Below are 20,595 nucleotides of genomic sequence, written 5' to 3'. Positions count from 1 at the left end.
CCGCAAGGCCGGTTACGCGGTCTCGATCGTCAAGGCGGGCGCCCGCCTCGTCGGCCACGACGGCGGCCCGGTGCGCGCGCCGCTGACCGACCTGACGGAAGAAGAACACGCCATGCTGGACAAGCTGATCAAGGCACAGAACGTACGCTGATCACCAGAAGGTCGCCGGCGTCCCCTTGATGCCGATGTCGGCGATGCGGCAGGTCCCGCCCGCGGGTGCGGTCAGGTGCAGTCGCAGTTGCCGCCCGGTGACTGCGCTCGTGGCGAAGTCGAGCGTGTCGGCCGTCGCCGGCGCTTCCGCCAGCGGCTGCCACACGCCGCCGGTGTCCTGCGTTTCCGCACGCACGTCGCAACGCCCGCCCGGCGCGAACTTCACGCTCAGGCGCGTGTAGTTCACGATGCGCTCGGGGTCGACGACGATCCACGGTTTGGCGTCGTCCGGCGCCGGCCCCCACCATGACGCGGCGTCGCCGTCGTTGGCCAGCGACGACGCGTGGCCGGCCGCGCTGGAACTGGACTGCGTCGGGTTCTTCAGGCCGAACGCCTGCTCCGGCCCCACCTCCACCTTGCGCGCCACGTACGGCCGGTCCGCCGCCACGGGCGTGACGCCTTCCACGAAGCGCGGACCGTCCACCGTTTCCACCGTCAGCACGCCGTCGGCAAGGCCGGGCGACGTCGCACGGATCTTCGTCACCCCGCGCTGCCAGCTGCGCATGGCGATGGCCGCCTGGCCGTCGCGGATGGCGACCTCGCCGTTCGGCGTGAATTCGATGTTGCGCCCCGTCGGCAGTTCGCCCGGTCCCGCTTCCAATGCCAGGCCCACGGGCGGGCTGTTGCTGATCTGTTTGCCGTCCGCGTCGACGACCGTCACGACCAGTTGCACGTCGTCCGTGCCGTCCGCATGGCGGATGACGGGGCTGCTGGACGTCACGCGCAGCGCGGCCGGCTTGCCCGGCTGCGGCCACGCGGGCGGCGCGATGCCGCGGTAGGCGTTGCGGTACCAGTACCAGCTGCGCTTCGGCAGCCGCGCGTAATCGACGACGCCCATCGCGCCGAACCGGCCCGCGATCGATCCATGGTCGAAACCGGCCCAGATGACTTCACCGGAGCGCCACGGAAAGCGCCACGACGACGGCTCGCCCGCTTTCGCGCCCGGCGTGCGTTCCAGGTCACCCCAGCTCGGATCGTACGCGCCCGGCCGGTCGGAGATGGTCGAGCTGTATTCGGCGACGAAATTGGCGATGCCGGGATTCGGGAACAGGACGGCGCCGTCGCCGTTGTAGCCGGCGATGTCGCCGATGTGGTCGATCTCGCCGCGCTGCGCGCCGTCGACGGCCGCCGGCCGGGTCGGATCGAGCTTGTGCGACAGCGCCACCTGATCGGCCAGCAGCTTGCGCACCTGCGGCATCGTCTCCTGCGCCGTGAAGAACACCTCGTTGTCCATGCCCCACGCGACGATCGACGGGTGGTTGCGATTGATGCGGATGAGTTCCGCCAACTGCTGCTTGACGCTCTCCTCGAACGCCGCCTGGTGTGCTGCTTCCGGCGGATAGGCGGACTGGCTCCACTTGCTCGTCATGCCGGCCGTGCCCCAGAACGGCGCTTCCGGCAGGAACATCATGCCGGTGCGGTCGGTCGCCTCGGCGAAATGCGGGTCGTGCGGATAATGCGAGCCGCGGATGAAATCGAAGCCGGCATCCTTCATCAGCTGCACGTCGCGGTCGATCGCGGCATTCGTCACGGCGTCGCCCCATCCAGCCTGGTCCTGGTGTACGTTCGCGCCGCGGAAATAACGGTGCTCGCCGTTGAGGAAGAAGCCCTTGTCGGCCGTCCATTCGATGGTGCGGAAACCGAATTCCGTCACGAAGCGGTCGCGGTGCCGTCCCGCCACGTCCAGCGTGGTGACCGCACGGTACAGCGTGGGCGTTTCCGGGCTCCACAGGTTCAGGTTCTTCAGACGCGGGGATTGCTGGGCGACGTCCAGGGTCTGTCCCGCCGGCACCTTGACGGAGGCATCGGGCAGGACGGCGACGGTGGCGCCGCTGCCGTCGGCGATGCGCGTGCGCACCCTCACCTTCACGGGCTTGCCGCCGTCGTTGCGCACTTCGGTCGCCACGCGCACGGCGCCGGTACGGCCGGCCAGGCCGGGCGTCGTGACCGTTATGCCGGTCCAGGGCACGTGCACGTCGTCCGTGACGACGAGCCAGACGTCGCGATAAATGCCGCCGCTGAAAATGTGCTCGCCCGCACGCGGGGCGAGCGTCGGATCCCAGATATTGTCGACGCGGACGGCGATCAGGTTGTGGCCCGGATGCAGCGCGCGCGTGATGTCGACGGGGAAGCCGGTGTAGCCGCCGCGATGGCGTCYGACCTTGCGGCCGTTGACGTACACCTCGGCCGTCTGGAACGCGGCCTCGAATTCGAGCATCCAGCGGCGCGACATCGGCACCGAGGGCAGCATGAGGTCCTTGCGGTACCAGCCATAGCCGACGTACACCTCGGGCGCCTGGAAATACGGGGTGCTGAAGCTGTGCGGCAGGCCCACGGGCTGCCAGTCATGGTCGTCGAAGTCCGGCTTCTCGGCGCCGGCCATGTCGCCGAGGTGGAAACGCCAGTCGGCATTGAAGTTCTGCCGCTGCCGCGCGACCGGCGGCTCGGCAAGGGTCGCGGCCTGGGCCACGCCGGTCAACAGGGCAAGCGCCAGCGCGGCACGGCCCGCTAGCAATGTCAGGGTCGCCGTCGGCAAACGCATCGTCATTCCAGATCAGATCATCATGTACGGACCATCATTGTGGCCACACGTTGCGCGCATGCGCAATGGTGAAATTGATCGGAACGACAAACGTTTTTCACCGGACCGGTGCGAGCCCCTCTGCGGGTGAATCCAGTTGCAGGGCGACCACGGTGTCCATATCGTTGCGTGCAGCCAACGGTACGGTGACCTCGATGCCGCCCGCGGACTGTTCGACCTTCGCGGCACCGCCGCCCAGCACCGAAGCGCGCACGACGCGGGCCGGGAGCGCGGGCAGCGCCAGCTTGTCGCCGGTCCAGTTCAGCACGTGCAGGTAGACCGTCTTGCCGCGGTGCGTGGATGCGCCCCACGCCGCCGGCAGGAACGGACCGCCGCGCGTGTCGTAGATGCTCTCGCCGTACTTGCCGAGCCAGGCGCCGATCTCGCGCAGCCGGGTGGCCTGCGCGGCGTCGATGCGGCCGTCCGGCGCCGGGCCCACGTTCAGCAGCAGGTTGCCATCGCGGCCGGCCACGTTCGCCAGCAGCTGGATGTAGTGCTTCAGGGGCTTGGGCTGCATGTTGGGCTGGTAGCCCCAGGCGCCGGCGATGGTCGTGCACAGTTCCCACGGATGCTGGTTGTCGAAATCGCCCAGCGCGCCGTCGCCTTCGCGCGAATGGAAGTCTTCCTTCATGTCGGCGCGGCCGTTGACGAGGACGTTCGGCTGCAGGCGCCGCATCATCGTTTCGACCTTGTCGTGCTGCCAGCTGAAGCCGCCTGTATAGTGCTTGCCCGGGGCGCGCTTGTGCCACTGCGCGAACCACTCCTGGCTGGTCCAATCGCCGCCGAAGCTCAGCCAGTCGGTCTCGCCGCCGTCGAACCACAGCACGTCGATCTTGCCGTAGTTGGACAGGAGTTTTTCGACCTGGCGGTGGTACTGGGCGCGCATCGCTTCCGCGCTCTGCCGTTGTATGTCGGGGAAGAAGAAGCCCGGGTAACGCCAGTCGAGCGGCGAATAATACAGGCCCACGCCCAGGCCGGCCTTGCGCGCGGCTTTCGTGTACTCTGCGACGAAATCGCGGTGGGCGGCCGTCTTCGTGCTCGAGAACGGATTGTCGCCGTCGTCGAACATCGCGAAGCCATCGTGGTGGCGCGACGTGAACACCATATATTTCATGCCCGCGTCCTTCGCCAGCCCGGCCCACGCGTCGGCGTCGAAATGCGCGGGACGAAACTGGTCGGCCAGCTTCGCGTACTCGTTCACGGGGATCTGTTCGACCCACTGCACCCACTCGCCCTTCCCGGGAATCGCGTACAGCCCCCAGTGGATGAACATGCCGAAGCGTGCCTGGCGCCACCAGGCGATGCGGGCGGCGGCGTCGCCATCCGCAGTCTTCGCCTGCGCCGGGGCATCCGGCGCCGCCATCGCAGACGGCGCACCGGCTACGGTCGCGGCCAGCAACAGTCCGGCGCATGCGACCTGGGCCAACCGGCGGCGTCCGCTGAGGGAAAAAATCGTCATTGCCATGTCTCCTCAATTATTTTCGCTGCATTGTCCTCGCCGCATTCCGCAGTCGCAATGGCAAATTTCACCATTACGAGCAATGAAATGTGTCAAGCGGCCATCTTCACACACGTGCATTCACGATAAATATCAATATTTTGATTTCTGCCATACAATTTCGCGAACCCCATCACAATTGTGTCCCGCTCCATGTCCGGCTTTACATTGTTCCAGCAATCGCCGCCGTCGCGCACTCTGCGGCGCCCTCTCGTGGCCGCCTGCCTGGCCTCATGCCTGGCCATGCCGGCGCGCGCGGACATCATCCCCGCCCAAACGGAAGACATGGCGGAGCTGAGCCTGGAAGAACTGGCCAACATCCCCGTGACGTCCGTGTCGCGGCGCGCGGAACCGCTGTCCGACGCGGCCGCGTCGATCTTCGTCATCACCGGCAACGACATCCGCCGGTCGGGCGCGGCGTCGTTGCCGGAAGCACTGCGGCTGGCGCCCAACCTGCAGATCGCGCGCGTGGATGCGCGCAACTACGCCGTCACGGCGCGCGGCTTTTCCAGCCCGTTCGAAAACAAGCTGCTCGTTCTCATCGACGGCCGCATCGTGTACTCGCCGCTGTTCTCCGGCGTGTTCTGGGACGTGCAGGACGTGGTGCTCGCCGACGTGGAGCGCATCGAGGTCATCAGCGGGCCCGGCGCCACTTTGTGGGGCGCGAACGCCGTCAACGGCGTCATCAATATCATCACGAAGCCGGCCGCGGCGACGCAGGGCGCGCTGCTGGCGGCCACGGTCGGCAAGGACAGCCGCGACGGCGCCGTGCGCTACGGCGGCGCCATGCCGAACGATGGTCATTACCGCGTGTACGCGAAACACGCCGAGAACGACGATACGCACACCGCCACGGGCGCCACCTTGCCATGGGGCTGGCACCGCGACCAGGCCGGCTTCCGCACCGACTGGGGCGACGCGGCGCGGGCCATGACCGTGCAGGGCGACGTCTACGACGGCCGCCTGCGCCAGGCCGGCACGCGCGACATCCGGGTCGGCGGCGCCAACCTGCTCGGGCGCTTCGCCCGCACGTTCGCGGACGGCTCGTCGGCCACCGTCCAGCTGTACTGGGACCACACGGAGCGCGACCAGCCCGGCGCCTTCGTCGAGCACCTCGACACGGTCGACCTGCAACTGCAGCACGCCCTGCGACTGGCCGGCAACCACCACGTCGTCTGGGGCGGCGGCTACCGCCTCGGCCACGACCGCGTCGATAACGGCCCCGCGTTCGGCTTCCTGCCCGGCACGTTGAACCTGCACTGGGCCAACCTGTTCGCACAGGACGAGATCGCCCTCTTCGACAACCTGCGCCTGACGGCGGGCGTGAAGTTCGAGGACAACAATTACACGGGCATGGAGACGCTGCCCACCTTGCGCCTCGCATGGAACCCGCGCCCGGCGACCCTCGTGTGGAGTTCGCTGTCGCGCGCCGTGCGGGCGCCGTCGCGCATCGACCGCGATATCTACAGCCCGATCCGGCCGCCCGTCGTGAACGGCGTGCCGCGGTACGGCCTGGCGGGCGGCCCCGGCTTCCAGTCCGAGACCGCGAATGTGTTCGAACTGGGCTATCGCGCCCGGCCCCTGCCCTCGCTGTCGTATTCGGCGACGCTGTTCTTCAGCCGCTACGACCGGCTGCGCACGCTGGAGCCGAACCGGCAAGGGCCGGGGTCCGTGTTCGAAAACCTGGCGGACGGTTCGACGCGTGGTCTCGAAGCGTGGGCCACCTGGCAGGCGACGGATACGTGGCGCCTGTCCGGCGGCGGCGTCACGCAGCGCATCGTCACGGGCTTGCTGCCGGGGAGCCGCGACCTGACGGGCACGACCGGCCTGTTCACGAGCGACCCGAACCATTACTGGTCGGTACGCTCGTCGTACGATCTCGGCGCGCACCAGGAATTCGACGTCACCTTGCGCCACATGGGCGCCCTGCCGAAGCCGGCCGTGCCTGCATACTCGGCCGTCGATGCGCGCTATGGCTGGCGCATCCGGCCCGGGCTCGAGCTGTCGCTCATCGGCCAGAACCTGTTCGATCCGCGCCATGCCGAATTCGGCGCGGCGCCGCTGCGCAGCGAATATGAGCGCGCTCTCGCCGTCCGCATCGTCTGGGCACTGTGACGCGTCCGCTTCTCCCGTGTCAAGCAAACAGTCGCTAACGGTGCGATCATGGTGGTTTCCGCCACGCTGCGGACCATCATCAATGAACACAGGAAACGACGCTCCATGACGACTTCCAGCTATCCCGATACCCGCCTCCTGATCGCCAACGAATGGGCCGACGCCACCGGCGGCAAGACGATCCCGGTCGTGAACCCGGCCACCGGCCAGGCGATCGGCACCGTCGCCCATGCCGCCATTGCCGACCTGGACCGCGCCCTGGCCGCCGCCCGGCACGGTTTCGAGAAATGGCGCTTCGTACCCGCCGCCGAACGCGCCGCCACGATGCGCCGCGCCGCCAGCCTGCTGCGCGAGCGCGCGGCCGACATCGCCCGCCTGCTGACCCAGGAACAGGGCAAGCCGCTGGCGGAAGCGAGGATGGAAGCGCTGGCCGGCGCCGAGATCATCGACTGGTTCGCGGCCGAGGGCATGCGTGTGTACGGCCGCATCGTCCCGGCCCGCAACCCGGCCGCGCAACAGCTCGTGCTGAAGGAACCGGTCGGCCCCGTCGCCGCGTTCACGCCGTKGAACTTCCCGATCAACCAGGTCGTGCGCAAGCTCGCCGCCGCCCTCGCGACCGGCTGCTCGTTCCTCTGCAAGGCGCCGGAAGAAACCCCGGCATCGCCGGCCGCGCTGTTCCAGTGCTTCGTCGATGCCGGCGTGCCGCCCGGTGTCGTGGGCCTCGTGTTCGGCGATCCGGCCGAGATCTCGGGCTACCTGATCCCGCACCCGGTCATCCGCAAGGTGACGTTCACCGGCTCGACGCCGGTCGGCAAGCAGCTCGCCGCCCTCGCCGGCGCGCACATGAAGCGCGTGACAATGGAACTGGGCGGCCATGCGCCGGTGATCGTCGCCGAGGACGCGGACGTCGCGCTGGCCGTCAAGGCCGCCGGCGCCGCCAAGTTCCGCAACGCGGGCCAGGTGTGCATCTCGCCGACCCGCTTCCTCGTGCACAACGCGATCAAGGACGAGTTCACCCGTGCCTTCGTGGCGCACGCCGAAGGCCTGAAACTGGGCGACGGCCTGCTTGACGGCACCACCCTGGGCCCGCTGGCCAACGCGCGCCGCGTGACGGCGATGACCAAGGTCGTCGAGGATGCGCAGGCCAAAGGCGCCATCGTCGCCACGGGCGGCAAGCGGGTGGGCGACGCCGGCAATTTCTTCGCGCCGACCATCCTCGCCGACGTGCCGCTGGAAGCCTCGATCTTCAACGACGAACCGTTCGGCCCGGTCGCCGGCATCCGCGGCTTCGACAGCCTGGAAGACGCCATCGCGGAAGCCAACCGCCTGCCGTACGGCCTTGCCGGCTATGCGTTCACGCGGTCCATCAAAAATGCGCACCTGCTGATGAACCGCGTGGAAGTCGGCATGCTGTGGATTAACCAGCCGGCCACGCCGAGCGCCGAGCTGCCGTTCGGCGGCGTCAAGGATTCGGGCTATGGTTCGGAGGGCGGCCCGGAAGCGCTGGAGGCCTACCTGAACACGAAGGCTGTGTCGATGGTCGGCGTCTGAGCCGCTATTGCTGTAGGGTGGGCCCCCCTGTGCCCACGCGTAACGTTAGCGCACCGCATGCGTCCGCGTGGGCACGGGGTGCCCACCCTACGCCGCTGACGGTGGCGTGCAGCCGGGCAGCAGCACGGCGAATTCCTCGCCGCCCAAGCGCCCCGGCCGGCGCCGCGTACGAACAGATCAGGGCTTGCCGACGACGATGCCGCGTCCCGCCGTGCTCATGTAGACCACGCCGAAGGTGTTCATGTCACCGACGACGAACCGGCCATTGCCCGGACCGCCGTACTGGTGCGCATTGTCGTTGATGCGGGTCCAGGTCTGGCCCGTGTCCGTGGAACGGTAGAGACCGGTCACCCCGCCGATCGTGCCCCAGATGAAGACCGTCGGATACGACGCGCCCGCCGCGGCCTTGCCGAAGCCGACCGCACCGCAATACGTGATATTGGGCAGATTGCTGAACTGCCAGCCCGAGCTGGTGGTCCGGGCCAGGCCGCCGCCGTACAGCGGCACCCAGATATCGCCTTCGCGGCCAGGCGCGGCACGGATCCCGTCGCTACCCCAGGCGGCCAGCGTGCTGAACTTCCAGAACGATGCGCCGCTGTCCGTGCTGATCATGAAACTGCCGGTGGACGGATCGTACACATAGAACTTGGTCGCATTGACCGGATCCGCGATCGGGCGCGCATTGTTGACGCTGATGCCGCCGACGGCCGACCAGCTCGCCCCCATGTTGGTGGAGCGGTACATGGTCGTGGAATTGGCCGGGGCGTGCAGCAGCGCGGTGGCGCTGGTCGACAGCGCGACCTGGCCGAAGCTGCCGTTCATGCCGACCTGGTTCCAGTTGGTGCCGCCGTTGGCGGACGTGTACATCTTGCTGCCCACGCGCACGACCTGGCTCGTATTGCTGTCGGCCACGGTCAGGCCGGTGGTCGTGCCGCCCATCGCCGGCGAGTAGATCGGGTTGGTATAGGTATCGATGTTGTAATGCTGGAACCCGTCGTAGTCGCCGATGACGGACAGCAGCGGGCCGCCCGGAATGCTATTGACGTTCAGCGGCACCGTCTCTTCCAGGCCCTTGGTGGTGAACGTCCAGGTGGTCGGCACCGCATCGATGTTGGTGGTCCTGAACACGCCGTTGCCCGAGCTCAGCCATACTGTCCTGGTGTTGAATGGATCGAAGACCGCCGTGCCGGCCCAGTGCATGGTCGCGCTGGAGCCCCAGGTGATGCCGCCGTTATCCTTGGCGAAACCGCGGTTGATGACGTCGGTCCAGCTGGCGCCGCCGTTCGTCGAGATGAACACGTGGTCGCCCCAGCCATTGCCTTGCGCCATATACTGGTTGATGGTCGACGCGACGAGCCGCTGCGGATTGGCCGGATCCACGCTGATGCCGCTGAACGAGGCGGTGATGCCGGATGGCGTGACGTTGGTCCAGGCGCCGTTCGAGATCGTGTACCTCCAGATCTGCCCATTGTTCATGGGCTCCGATCCCGAACTGTCGGGGTGCGGCCCGGCGCCGTTGGCATACGTGATGTACACGTTGCCGGCGCCGTCGAACGCGGCGCGCTGCGGCATCAGGCCCGACGGGCTGCCGGACACGGCCGTGAACGACGCTCCCGCGTTATCGCTGCGATACAGGTTCGCACCCGTCGAACCGTAGCGCGACACGCCGACGAGCAGGCGCTGCGCCACGCCGCCGGACACGCTGGACGGGTCGGCCAGGACGAGGCTGATGCCATTGCCGTTGGCCGTCGTCGTGACGTTCAGCGACGTGACCTTTGCCCAGCTGGCGCCATAGTTCGTGCTCTTGAACAGCCCGCTGTCGCGGCTGCCGACGTACAGGACGTTGCTCGACCCCGGGTCGACCACGAGCCGCTCGCCGTTCTGGCGACCCATGCCGTTGCCGTTCGCCTTGAACTGGCTGGTCACCTCCGTGTAAGTAAAGCTGTTGCCGTAATTGGTCGAGCGCAGGATCGCCGTCTTGCCACCGTTGAAGTAGCTGATCCCGACCATCATGTAGACATTCGCGGCGTTCTTCGGGTCCACCGCGAGCGAGTCGACGCCGAGAAAGCCGATCTGATCTTCCGCCACCCAGTCCAGCAGGGGCACCCAGCGGCCATTCGCGTTATCCCAGCGGTATGCCCCGCCAACGTCCGTGCGCGCATACACGACACCCGATTCTGTCTTGCTGGGGATGATGGCCGAAACAAAGCCTCCGCCGCCCATGGCGACGTTGCCCCAGGTGTAAGCCAGCGCGGGCTGTTGCGCGGCCATGGCGATCACGCCGGCCGCTGCGGCCGCGAATGGCGCCGCCTTTTGAAGCAATGTATTGATCAACTTCATGTAAATGCCTCCGTAAGATTGTTTTGAATCTAGACCAAGGCAACGCCCGTATTCCGGGTCGGCACGGGCGCCGATTCCTGGTGCGGCGGCGGAAACCCGACCGGCCGGAACGCAAGAATCCCAGCAACATATACGAGGAAGATTGGCGCACATTACAGATTGTTCATGTTTGTAATAAATTGTTAAGGCCTCTGGCGGATTTCATAAAAGGCCTAGCCATTTCACATACGCCGCTTCAACACGGGGTGCGCGCAGCGCGCGAGGCGCTGGCCGGGCGCGTCCGCGGCCACAATCCGTGAGTTTTCGGTGGATGCCGCCGGCAACCATGTCGACGCGCTGATCAAGGTGAATCGCGAGCTTGCCGACGTCCAGTCCCGCCTCGAAGCCGAAGATGGCAAGCGGGCAGTCCTCGCGCGGCGCGTCGACAACGACATCCTCAACGTGTCCATCCGTTCCGACCGGCACCGGCCGTTCTGGGCGCCGATCAGGCGGGCATTGGCAGATTTCGGCGGCAACCTGGCACAAGGGATATCGATTGCCATCGCAGGCGTGGCGTACCTGCTGCCGTGGTTGGTCATGATTGCGGTCGTGGCCTGGGTCATCCGCCGGTTGTGGCGCCTGCGACGCGGCCGCGCGAACGCATCCGGCAAGTGATCGCTGCACACAAACGAATGGAACTAAACTGGGTCAAATGCGCTCTGTGAGGGATGATCCTGCAGCGGAACTCGCTCATGAACACCTCCAAGCTACTCACCGGAAAGAAAATCGCCGTGCTTGCCGCTGACGGTTTCGAACAGGCGGAACTCAAGACGCCGGTGGCCGCACTCTGCGACGCGGGCGCCGGCGTGACGCTCGTCTCCCTGCGGCGCGGGCGGATACGCGGCATGCACATGCACCAGCCCGGCGAACTGGTCCGGGTCGACAAGACACTGACCGATGCCCGCGCGGCCGACTATGACGTCTTGTTCATTCCCGGCGGCTACATCAGCCCCGACATCCTGCGCCAGTCCGCTCCGGCGCGCGCCTTCGTCCGCGAATTCGACGCGGCCGTCAAGCCGATCGCCCTGCTGTCGCAGGCGCCGCTGGTGCTCGTGTCGGCCGGGCTCGCGGCGCGGCGCACGCTGGCGTCATGGCCCGGCGTGCGCGACGACCTCGTGAATGCGGGCGCAACATGGATCAATGAGGAAGTGGCGCGCGACGGTCATGTGCTGTCGGGCCGGGGCGTGCAGGACATGGCCGCGTTCGTGCGCGCGCTGGTGCCGTTGTGCGCGGGCGAGCCGGTGGCGCCTGCGCCGGCGCACCGCACGCACTCGGATCCGCCGCAGGAAAACCCCATGGAACAACCGAACCAGTCGCTGCGCTGGCTCGCGACGCCTTCGTTCGGCACGATGCTCAGCCTGGCGCTGCTGGGCGTGGGCGTCGTGGCCGCGCAGCGCGTGCGGCACAGGCAGGCGGCCGACCCGCCGGAGGCCTCCGGGGCTGCAGCACCGACGCCGGATGCTAGTGCTCGCGCACGAGATTGAACTGGCGCGCCTGCCGCTTGTAGTCGGCGACCGCCTGCCTGACATAGCGCGTCAGCGCATCGCCCGTGAGCGCCAGCGGATACAGCCCGGCCTGCTCGCGCATGCGCGCGAAGTCCGGCGCCGATTCCATCCGTTCGAACGCCTGGACCCAGCGGCGGTAATCCGCCTCCGGCACGTCCGGCCCCATCCAGATGCCGCGGATCAGCGGCCAGACGAGGTCGTAGCCCTGCTCGCGCGCCGTCGGCACGGCGGCAAAGGCGCCCGGCAGGCGCTGCGCGGCCAGCACGGCCAGCACGCGCACCTTGCCGCCGCCCGTGTACAGGCCCGTCTCCGACACGTCGCTCGACACCACCTGCACGTAGCCGGCCTGCAGCGCGACGAATTCCTCGCCGCCGCCTTCGAGCGCGACGAAGCGCAGCTGGCGCGGATCGATGCCGGCCTGGCGCGCCAGCAGCGCCATCTTGAGCCAGTCCTGGCTGCCGATCGTGCCGGACATGCCGATCACGATCTTTTCCGGATCGCGGCGCAGCGCCTCCATCAGGTCGCGCAGCGTGTGCCAGGGCGAGTTCGCCGGCACGGCGATYACGCCGTAGTCGATGCCGAGCCCGGCGACCCAGCGCACGTCGTCGGGACTGGCCTTGCCAAACTTGCCCTGTGCCAGGTTCAACAGCGAACCGCCGGAAAACGCGACGAGGGTGTCCGGCTCGTTGCGACGCTGCGACACGACCGTGTGCCACGCCACCGCACCGATGCCGCCCGGCAGGTAGCTCAGCTTCAGCTTCGGCGCGCCGGGATTGGCCTGCAACGCTTTCTGGGCCAGCTTGCAGGTGATGTCCATCGCGCCGCCCGGCTTCGAGGGGACGACGCACTCGGCGTCGGCCGGTTGGGCAGCCAGCGTCGGGGCGCCGGCCGACAACGCGAGCGACAACAGCAGGATGCTGGATGCTTTCTTCATGAACTTCATCATACTCGCCGGCACTCGTCGATGCCCAAGAACTGTAGGGTGGGCGGCCTCCGCCCACGCGGACGTTCGCAATCCGCATACGCAACGCGTGGGCACGTTTCATTGGATTGATGCCCGCGGCATCAATCCCCCCGGCCCCAAATGCCCACCCTGAGATAGGTACTCAGTGCAATTGCGACATYAGCAACAAGGTCAGCGTGACCGTGATCGCGCCGCCGATGCGCGTGGCAATTTGCGCGAACGGCATCAGCTGCATGCGCTCGGCCGCCGTCAGGATCGCCACGTCGCCCGTGCCGCCCTGGCCGCTATGGCAGGCGTTGATGATGGCCGCCTCGATCGGGTACATGTTCATGCGGCGGCCGACGAAGAAGCCGGTCGCGATCAGGCTGGCGACCGTCGCGACGATGACGGTGAGGTTGACCACGTTGAATGCCGAGACGAGCTTGTCCCACGGCGTCATCGAGGCGCCGATCGCGAACAGCAGCGGATACGTGACGGCCGTCGAAAAGAATTTGTAGACGATGTACGAGCTCTGCTGCAGCTGCGGCGACACGAGGCGCGACAGCTTGAACATCACGGCGACGAACAGCATGGCGACCGGCGCCGGGAAGTCGAACAGGCGGAAGCACATCATGCCGACCATGTACAGCGTGATCGAGGTGATGCCGGCCGCCGCGATGTTGGCGATGTCGAACTGGCCCGGCATCGTTTCCTGCTGCGGCGCGACGTCACCCTCCTCGCCCGGCTGCAGACGGCCCTGGCCGGTCAGGTGCGGACGCTTCTTGCCGAGCGCATTCAGCATGCCGGACAGCAGGATCGCGGTCAGGCTGCCCAGCATCACGGGCGGCAGCACTTCGGCGAACAGATGGCCCTGCTCCTGGCCCAGGATGCCCGCATAGCCGATCGACAGCGGAATCGCCCCTTCGCCGACGCCGCCCGCCATGATCGGCGCGACGAGGTAGAAGAAGGTGTGGTACGGACCGAGACCCAGCAGGGTGCCCACGGCCGTACCGACGGCGGCCGCCACGACGGAACCGATCGCGAGCGGCACGAAGATCTTCAGGAAGCCCTTGATCAGCACGTTCCTGTCCATGCTGAGGATGCTGCCGACGATGATCGACGAGATGAACAGGTACAGGAAGTTGGTCGATTTCGTGAAGTCGACGACGTTCTTCAGCACGGGTGCCGGCAACAGCTTGCTGAACGCGAGATACGAAGGAATGAAGGTCGCGAAAATCGCGGCGGCGCCGATGCTGCGGAAGAACGGCAGGCGCTTGCCGATTTCGGCGCAGGAAAATCCGCCGACGGTCAGGATCGCGATCGATACGCAGATATCGTTCGGCACCTTGCCCGTGGCGACGAAGCCGGCGATCAGCGCCAGCAGCAGCACGTAGACCGGCAGCGGCACGATGCCGATGCGGGTGGCAGCGATGCGCCGGCAGGCGGCCCGCCAGGAAGCGGGGACGGACGTGTCGTCGCCACGTGACGGGGTATAAGCCGTTGTCGTCGTATTCATGATGTCTCCTCGTGCTTCAGGCTGTGCGCCAGATATGGCGTCCGTTAATACGGATGATCAGCCCGGTGAATGGAGCCAACTATATCGACGCAACCCTTCATTTACCTTTCAGTGGCAGGCGCGGCATAATGGCAGACTTTCCACATCCGCCGAGGGCCCGTGTTCGCTCCCGTTTCACTCGACGTCAGCGCCGCCATCAAGACCCTGCTGCTGACGCTCGACCTGCTCGGCACGTTCGTGTTCGCGCTCAGCGGCGCCGTGGCCGGCGTGCGCCGCCGGCTCGACCTGTTCGGCGTGCTTGTATTGTCATTCGTCGCCGCCAACTCGGGCGGCATCGCGCGCGACGTGCTCATCGGTGCCACGCCACCGGCCGCCCTGCGCGACTGGCGCTACCTGGCGGCGTCGCTGCTGGCGGGTGTGCTGATCTTTTTCTGGTACCCACGCATCAAGCACCTGCGCAGCCCGGTGCTGGTGTTCGATGCCGCGGGTCTCGCGCTGTTCAGCGTGGCGGGCGCGCAGAAGGCGCTCGTGTTCGGCCTGTCGCCCGTCATGGCCGCGCTGCTGGGCATGCTGACGGGCGTCGGCGGCGGGGTCGCGCGGGACGTGCTGCTGTCCGAGATCCCGGCCGTGCTGCGCTCGGACATCTATGCGGTGGCAGCGCTGGCCGGCGCGGCCGTACTGGTGATGGGCGACGCGCTCGGCCTGCCCGGCCCCGTCAGCGCCTGCGCCGGCGCCGCGCTGTGCTTCGGACTGCGCCTGGCGGCCATCAAGCTCGACTGGCACCTGCCGGTGGCGCGCGGTTCGCGCCAGGCGGCGGACGATGCCGAGGCGGCGGAGCACCGGGAGTCGCGCTAGGCCTTGCCCCGGCTCGCGCAGGGTTGCTCTCAAACCTGCGCGAGAACACGTCCCGCGGCTGCCGYGAACGTTGCAGCCTGAGCGAGTGCCGCCCTGCCCCTGGCCGGCATGCCCCACCCCACGACATCGTCATCCATCCTTCCCTCATCGATTCCCACGGGTTCTAGCGCAAAAACAACACCAAAGTTATCGATACCAAAAATTATTGTTGACTAAGTAAATTTGACATAGACTGCGCAAAGTTATCGATAACTTAAGCGATAACCCATCCCATAAAAAAAGAGGAAAAACATGAGGAAGACATCCAGTCAAGCCAGGCGGATTGCCACGCCCCGACCCACCGTCGCCGTTGCCGCGCTGGCCGGCGCAGGCCTCCTGAGCGCCAGCCTGGCCCTGGCCCAGGAAGCCCGTCCCGCCGCGAAGGATGCGCCGGCCGATGCGAGTCCGACCCAGACCGTGATCGTCACGGGCACGGTCGGCGCGACCGAAGCGAAGCGCGCCAACGTGTCGTATTCCGTCCTGGACGCGAAGGACCTGGGCAAGTTCACGCCGATGAGCGCAGACGACTACCTGCGCGACATGCCCGGCGTGGTGGTCGAAAGCAACGAGGGCGTCGCTCGCAACGAATCCTTCACGCGCGGCATGAGCGTCGGCACGGGCAGCCCGACCAGCGGCAACTTCTGGACGTCGATCCTGGAAGACGGCCTGCCCGTCGTCGCCGTCAAGTACAGCAACTTCCAGGACAGCGACTTCTTCCGCGCCGACCTGGGCGTCTCGCGCGTGGAATCGATCCGCGGGGGCTCCACCGGCACGTCCGTCGCCTCGTCCGCGGGTGGCGTCTTCAACTTCATGCCCGGGCCGATCCGCCCCGGCGCCTCGGTACAGACCCGCCTCGGCTTCGAGGGCGAGAATCCGCACCTGTCGTGGAAAGAGGTCGACGCGCTGTACGGCTGGAAGAACCAGGCCGGCGACCTGCGCGCCGAGGCCTCCGGTTTCTACCGGACGTCGACGGGCAAGGTCGACCCCGGCCATCCGCTCAACCTGGGCGGCCAGATCAAGCTGCGCGTGCAAAAGACCTACAACACGGCGTCCGGCGGAGGTGGCACCGTCAGCCTGACGGCCAAGCACCTGGACGACACGAACTCGTGGAACGGCCAGTTCACGCTGCCCGTCCACGGCGTCCAGGATCCCGTCATGGCGCCCGGCTTCAGCAGCTCGCCGAACATGTTCTTCCGGGGCGGCCAGCACACCGTGCCGACGGATGTCGTCGACGGCCCGGGCAGCACGCGCTACCAGGATCCGGAAAAGGGTGCGAACTACAAGCAGGACGCCCTCTGGTTGAAATGGGAACACGACACGGGCGGCCGCTGGAGCTTCAACTCGGCCGTCAAGGTGCAGAACAGCCAGGCTTACCTCCAGCAGGCGTTCTATGGCGCGGGCCCCTCCTCGTTGTGGAACACGAGCACGTTCCAGGATGCCTTCGTCGTCAACCAGGCCTCGGCCCCGGGCACGAACGTGGCGGCCAACCTGAACCGCTTGCCCGGCGTCTACGAGATCTATGACATGAATACCGGCGCGGTGCGGGCCCGCGTCGCCAACAACGTCGGCAAATCGAACGGCACCAATTACCGCACGGGCGCGGCCTGCCCCGCCGGCTCGATCGCGAGCCCGGCGCAATGCGTGCTCTCGACGAACCTGCCGAACGCGAACTTCGACCTCGGCGGCGGCCTCGTGAACGGCATCATGGTGCCGTCGGCGTCCTACGTGTCCAACCAGGACGTCGTCTACACGACAAACACCAACCTGGGCACGCGCACGTCGAAGGACATCATGCTCGACTTCATGACCACGTATGCGGGCGACAACTACCGCGTGCAGGCGGGCATGTTCGCCGTTCAGGCCGACCAGGGCTGGGACACGTACTACAACGGCCGAGGCCTGTCGGCCTTCGCCGATGGCCAGGTCGCTAACCTGGGCGTGCGCTACGTGACGGCCCAAGGCACCTACCAGCTGACGGATCCGGGCGGCTGGGGCCGCGTGGGCGGCGGCTACGTGGACGGCGCCAATCCGTTCCGCTACCGCGACCGCGAGCGCGACATCTCGCCGCTGCTGGGCGCCTCCTGGTCGCCCGGCAAGTGGGACCTGAACGGCAGCTACAAGGGCACGCTGACGCTCGCGAAGACGCATACCATCCCGTACGTGACGACGCCGCAGGCCACGAACGCGACGTCGCTGGGCTACGGTGGCCTGGACGGTAATCCCTACACGTGGTACGACAACCAGAACTACGTGCGCGGCACGCCGGTCGATGCAACCAAGCGCGTGTTCCTGAAGAACTGGACGGCGTCCGTCGGCTACAACGTGACCCCAAGCGACAAGGTCTACTACCGCCACAGCATGGCCGGCAACAATATCAGCGGCATCGTGTCCCGCTACGCGAACCAGTTCAACGCCGACAACAAGCCGCTGTACCCGCAGGCCGACCTGAAGCAGGACGAACTCGCGTGGGTGTTCGGCCGGGGATCGATCAGCGGCCAGCTGACGCTGTTCCGCACCGAGCTGCTGTTGTGGCAGCAGCAGACGCCGCCGAACGTGGACGGGTCGACCTATGTCGTCGAATACCTCGACCACTATCTCACCAAGGGCGCCGAGGGCTGGCTGAAATGGCGCGTGACGCCGAAGTTCAGCTGGACCAGCTCCGGCCTGTTCTCGCAGGCGCGCGCGCTGGCGGTGGGCAGCTTCTCGGCCGGCAGCCCGGGGCCGCAGGACGACGTGCTGACGACGGTGGCCGGCATCATGGCGCGCACGCCGAAATGGGTGTTGTCGAACACGTTCACGTACGAGTGGAACGACTTCCAGTTCAACGTACGCCACCGCTACATGTCGCGCCGCAAGCTGGACAACAACCCGGTCAACAACATCTACCTGCCGGAACAGCGCAACGTCGACCTGTCGGTGCTGTATGCGGGCTTCAGGAACGTGCGCATCTCGCTCGACGTGCGCAATGCCCTGAACAACAAGTACATCAGCGGCTTCGACACGATGCTGCCGACGGTGAGCGGCGTGACGAAGAACGATATCTACCAGCAGTTGCCGAACGCCGGCGGCTGGGTGGCGTTGAACTCGCCGCGTTCGTACTGGCTGACGGCGCGTTACGACTTCTGATGCCGACGTTCCGACACTACGCCTGCGTGGCGTTGCTCGCCGTCGGAACGTGCGCGGCCGCCCCGGCGGCCGTGCACGCACCGCAGCCCCGCACCGGCCATCCCCGCCTGCTGGCCGATGCGGCCAGCGGCCGCGCAGACCTGGAGGCATTGCTCGCGCGCGACGCCGAAGCTGCCCGCCGCTACGACGAGGTCAAAGCACGCGTGCGTCCCTACGTCGAACGGCATCGCACCGACCCGGCGTGGATCGTCTCGCGCCTGCAGATGTACTGGCAGGCGCACAGCACACGGGTCTTCGTGAAAAACGGCGTCTACGACCATGCGGAAGGCCACGCGCCCGTTCCGACGGTGCGCTTCACCGGCACGCGCGACGCGGCCTCGTCCTACTTCACGCCGCAACTGGAAGACGTCAAGCCGTACATGGGCGAGCGCGACCTGCTGTGGCTGCAGAACCGCGACGCGCCCGGCCAGCCGTGGGAATGGGTGAGCCAGGCCAAGAGCGGGCGTATCGTCGAAGCGATCAACCTGCGCATCGCGAACCTCGCGCGCGACGCCGCGTTTCTGTACTGGGCCACCGGTGACGAGACCTATGCGCGCTTCGCCTACGACATCTTCTCGACCTACATGGCGGGCATCGCCTGGCGCGAGGAGCCCGTCGACCTGAACCACGGCCACGATCAGACGCTGCTCGGCCTGCAATCCTTCGAGGTGATCCACGAGGATATCGTCGTCCCGCTGACGGAAGCCTACGATTTCCTGCACGGCTACGTCGCCGGCCATGCGGGTGCGGACCGGGCGCTGCTCGACCGCGCCTTCCGCAACTGGGCCGACCTGATCGTCAGGAACGGCGTGCCGTGGAATAACTGGAACCTGATCGAAGCCCGCTTCGTGCTGCACATCGCCGCCATCCTCGGGCCGGACGACAGCTACGAAGACGGGCACGGCAGCGGCTGGTACGTGCGCACGGTGCTCGCAGAGGGCGTGCCGCGCCAGTGGCCGCTGCGCCGGCTGCTCGAGCACGGCTACGATCCATCGACCGGCATCTGGTACGAATCGCCGGGGTATGCCATGAACGTGGCCGGCGACTTCATGGAATGCGTCGAGTTGCTGGATGAAGTCTTCGGCATCGACGTGCTGCCCGACCTGCCTGCGCTGCCGCGTGCGGCACGCGCCCTGCCCCAGTACCTGCTGCCGAACGGGCGCACGGTCGGCTTCGGGGACACGCGCTACGAAGCCCCGCGCACGGCGATGATCGCGCGCCTGCTGGCGCACGCGCGGCGGCACGGACGGACGGCCGACGCGGCGGCCTACGCAACCCTGCTGGCGACGCTGCGCGGCGCGAACGACGCCGCCAACGCCGACTCCGTGCACGCGTTGCTGGACGCATTGCAGGCCCCGGCGGCGGCGCCGCCACCGGCCGCGGCGAACGTCACCGACTTCCAGACGCCGACGTTCTACGCGCCCAACGCGAGCTGGCTGATCCAGCGCAGCGGCTACGCGGGGGCTGGCGCCGGGCCAGGCGCGGATGCGGATGCGCTGGCGATCTCCGTCGCGGGCTCCAGCGGCAACCACGCGCACGCGAACGGCATCGCGATGGAGCTGTATGCGCAGGGCCTCAGCCTGGCGCCGGAATCGGGACGCGGATCGGGCTATTTGCAGAACGACCACCTGGAATACTATTCGCAGTTCCCCGCGCATAACACCGTGGTGGTGGACGGGGTGTCGGCCTATCCCGCGATGAAGAGCAACCACCCGTTCACGCTGCTGGCCGCGTATCCGGCCCCGGGCAGCCCGGCCGGCGCCGCGTTCCCGTGGGCCACGTTCGGCGCCATGGCATTCCACGAACCGGAAACGGACGCCGACCAGCAGCGCGTGCTGGGCATCGTCCGCCTGGACGGCGCGAGCGGCTACTTCGTCGACATCTTCCGCTCGCGCCGGCGCGACGGCAACGACCGCTACCACGACTACATCTACCACAATCTGGGACAGTCGCTGCGCTTCCTGGACGCCAGCGGCCAGCCGCTGGCGACGACGCCGTCGGACCGCCTCGGCTTTGCCGACGGCGACCTGATCGGCTACGACTACTGGCGCGACCGCCAGGCCCTCGCCAGCCGCGCCCCGCTGCGGGCGCGCTTCGACCTGCAACTGTCCGGACAGCAGCGCACGATGACGGCATGGCTGCAAGGCGGTACGGGACGCACGTTCTTTTCCGTGCTGGCCCCGCCTTCCACCGCGTGGTCGGCGGGCATGCTGCCGCGCGAGGTCGAACAGGCGCCGC

12 protein-coding genes and 1 pseudogene are annotated in these 20,595 nt (G+C 67.4%); 8 read left to right on the top strand and 5 right to left on the bottom strand.

Annotated features, from left to right (window positions below):
• Nucleotides 1-151: pseudogene (locus AC1DYX_RS13400) on the top strand (5-dehydro-4-deoxyglucarate dehydratase); the annotation flags it as partial.
• Here the strand turns inward: AC1DYX_RS13400 and AC1DYX_RS13395 are convergent.
• Together AC1DYX_RS13395 and AC1DYX_RS13390 are read right to left on the bottom strand one after the other, a co-directional pair.
• The gene (locus AC1DYX_RS13395) at nucleotides 152-2,752 is read right to left on the bottom strand and encodes a glycoside hydrolase family 2 protein (protein WP_477259480.1); all 2,601 of its coding nucleotides are present in this window, start codon (nucleotides 2,750-2,752) and stop codon (nucleotides 152-154) included.
• Nucleotides 2,753-2,849: 97 nt separating this feature from the next.
• Nucleotides 2,850-4,250, bottom strand: a complete 1,401-nt coding sequence (locus AC1DYX_RS13390; RefSeq protein ID WP_477259477.1) for an alpha-L-fucosidase — start codon at nucleotides 4,248-4,250, stop codon at nucleotides 2,850-2,852.
• Between the two features lie 192 nt (nucleotides 4,251-4,442).
• Between AC1DYX_RS13390 and AC1DYX_RS13385 the strand changes: the two genes are divergently transcribed.
• Nucleotides 4,443-6,404, top strand: coding sequence for a TOL_0244 family TonB-dependent receptor (locus AC1DYX_RS13385; protein ID WP_477259475.1), 1,962 nt, complete (start codon nucleotides 4,443-4,445; stop codon nucleotides 6,402-6,404).
• A 105-nt stretch (nucleotides 6,405-6,509) separates the two neighbouring features.
• Nucleotides 6,510-7,955, top strand: a complete 1,446-nt coding sequence (locus AC1DYX_RS13380; RefSeq protein ID WP_477259473.1) for an NAD-dependent succinate-semialdehyde dehydrogenase — start codon at nucleotides 6,510-6,512, stop codon at nucleotides 7,953-7,955.
• Between the two features lie 177 nt (nucleotides 7,956-8,132).
• Here the strand turns inward: AC1DYX_RS13380 and AC1DYX_RS13375 are convergent, their stop codons facing one another.
• Nucleotides 8,133-10,295 (bottom strand): exo-alpha-sialidase, encoded by a 2,163-nt coding sequence (locus AC1DYX_RS13375; RefSeq protein ID WP_477259471.1) that lies wholly within the window; start codon nucleotides 10,293-10,295, stop codon nucleotides 8,133-8,135.
• Between the two features lie 306 nt (nucleotides 10,296-10,601).
• On the opposite strand from AC1DYX_RS13375, the gene AC1DYX_RS13370 reads away from it, so the two are divergent.
• Together AC1DYX_RS13370 and AC1DYX_RS13365 are read left to right on the top strand one after the other, a co-directional pair.
• Complete coding sequence (locus tag AC1DYX_RS13370; protein ID WP_477259469.1) at nucleotides 10,602-10,949, top strand: DUF4349 domain-containing protein; 348 nt, start codon at nucleotides 10,602-10,604, stop codon at nucleotides 10,947-10,949.
• A gap of 77 nt (nucleotides 10,950-11,026) precedes the next feature.
• The gene (locus AC1DYX_RS13365; RefSeq protein WP_477259467.1) at nucleotides 11,027-11,818 is read left to right on the top strand and encodes a type 1 glutamine amidotransferase domain-containing protein; all 792 of its coding nucleotides are present in this window, start codon (nucleotides 11,027-11,029) and stop codon (nucleotides 11,816-11,818) included.
• Here the strand turns inward: AC1DYX_RS13365 and AC1DYX_RS13360 are convergent.
• The gene (locus AC1DYX_RS13360) at nucleotides 11,796-12,773 is read right to left on the bottom strand and encodes a tripartite tricarboxylate transporter substrate binding protein (RefSeq protein ID WP_477259465.1); all 978 of its coding nucleotides are present in this window, start codon (nucleotides 12,771-12,773) and stop codon (nucleotides 11,796-11,798) included. The genes AC1DYX_RS13365 and AC1DYX_RS13360 overlap by 23 nt on opposite strands.
• 172 nt (nucleotides 12,774-12,945) lie before the next feature.
• Nucleotides 12,946-14,298 (bottom strand): 2-hydroxycarboxylate transporter family protein, encoded by a 1,353-nt coding sequence (locus tag AC1DYX_RS13355; protein WP_477259463.1) that lies wholly within the window; start codon nucleotides 14,296-14,298, stop codon nucleotides 12,946-12,948.
• Nucleotides 14,299-14,457: 159 nt separating this feature from the next.
• On the opposite strand from AC1DYX_RS13355, the gene AC1DYX_RS13350 reads away from it, so the two are divergent.
• From AC1DYX_RS13350 to AC1DYX_RS13340, 3 genes are all read left to right on the top strand, one after another.
• Complete coding sequence (locus tag AC1DYX_RS13350; RefSeq protein WP_477259461.1) at nucleotides 14,458-15,153, top strand: trimeric intracellular cation channel family protein; 696 nt, start codon at nucleotides 14,458-14,460, stop codon at nucleotides 15,151-15,153.
• A gap of 291 nt (nucleotides 15,154-15,444) precedes the next feature.
• Complete coding sequence (locus AC1DYX_RS13345; protein ID WP_477259459.1) at nucleotides 15,445-18,318, top strand: TonB-dependent receptor plug domain-containing protein; 2,874 nt, start codon at nucleotides 15,445-15,447, stop codon at nucleotides 18,316-18,318.
• Nucleotides 18,318-20,595 (top strand): heparinase II/III domain-containing protein (locus tag AC1DYX_RS13340; protein ID WP_477259457.1); only part of this gene is annotated, 2,278 nt, incomplete at its 3' end. The genes AC1DYX_RS13345 and AC1DYX_RS13340, both read left to right, overlap by 1 nt.

The organism is Massilia sp. P2_C2, from assembly GCF_056404615.1.
The sequence above is the reverse complement of the archived record's forward strand: the minus strand, read 5'-3'. Positions and strand labels throughout refer to the sequence as shown.

Excerpts from the sequence above, each read along its gene's own strand:
- AC1DYX_RS13375 (WP_477259471.1), bottom strand. The coding sequence starts at position 10,295 with ATGAAGTTGATCAATACATTGCTTCAAAAGGCGGCGCCATTCGCGGCC.
- AC1DYX_RS13345 (WP_477259459.1), top strand. The coding sequence starts at position 15,445 with ATGAGGAAGACATCCAGTCAAGCCAGGCGGATTGCCACGCCCCGACCC.
- AC1DYX_RS13390 (WP_477259477.1), bottom strand. The coding sequence starts at position 4,250 with ATGACGATTTTTTCCCTCAGCGGACGCCGCCGGTTGGCCCAGGTCGCA.
- AC1DYX_RS13365 (WP_477259467.1), top strand. The coding sequence starts at position 11,027 with ATGAACACCTCCAAGCTACTCACCGGAAAGAAAATCGCCGTGCTTGCC.
- AC1DYX_RS13385 (WP_477259475.1), top strand. The coding sequence starts at position 4,443 with ATGTCCGGCTTTACATTGTTCCAGCAATCGCCGCCGTCGCGCACTCTG.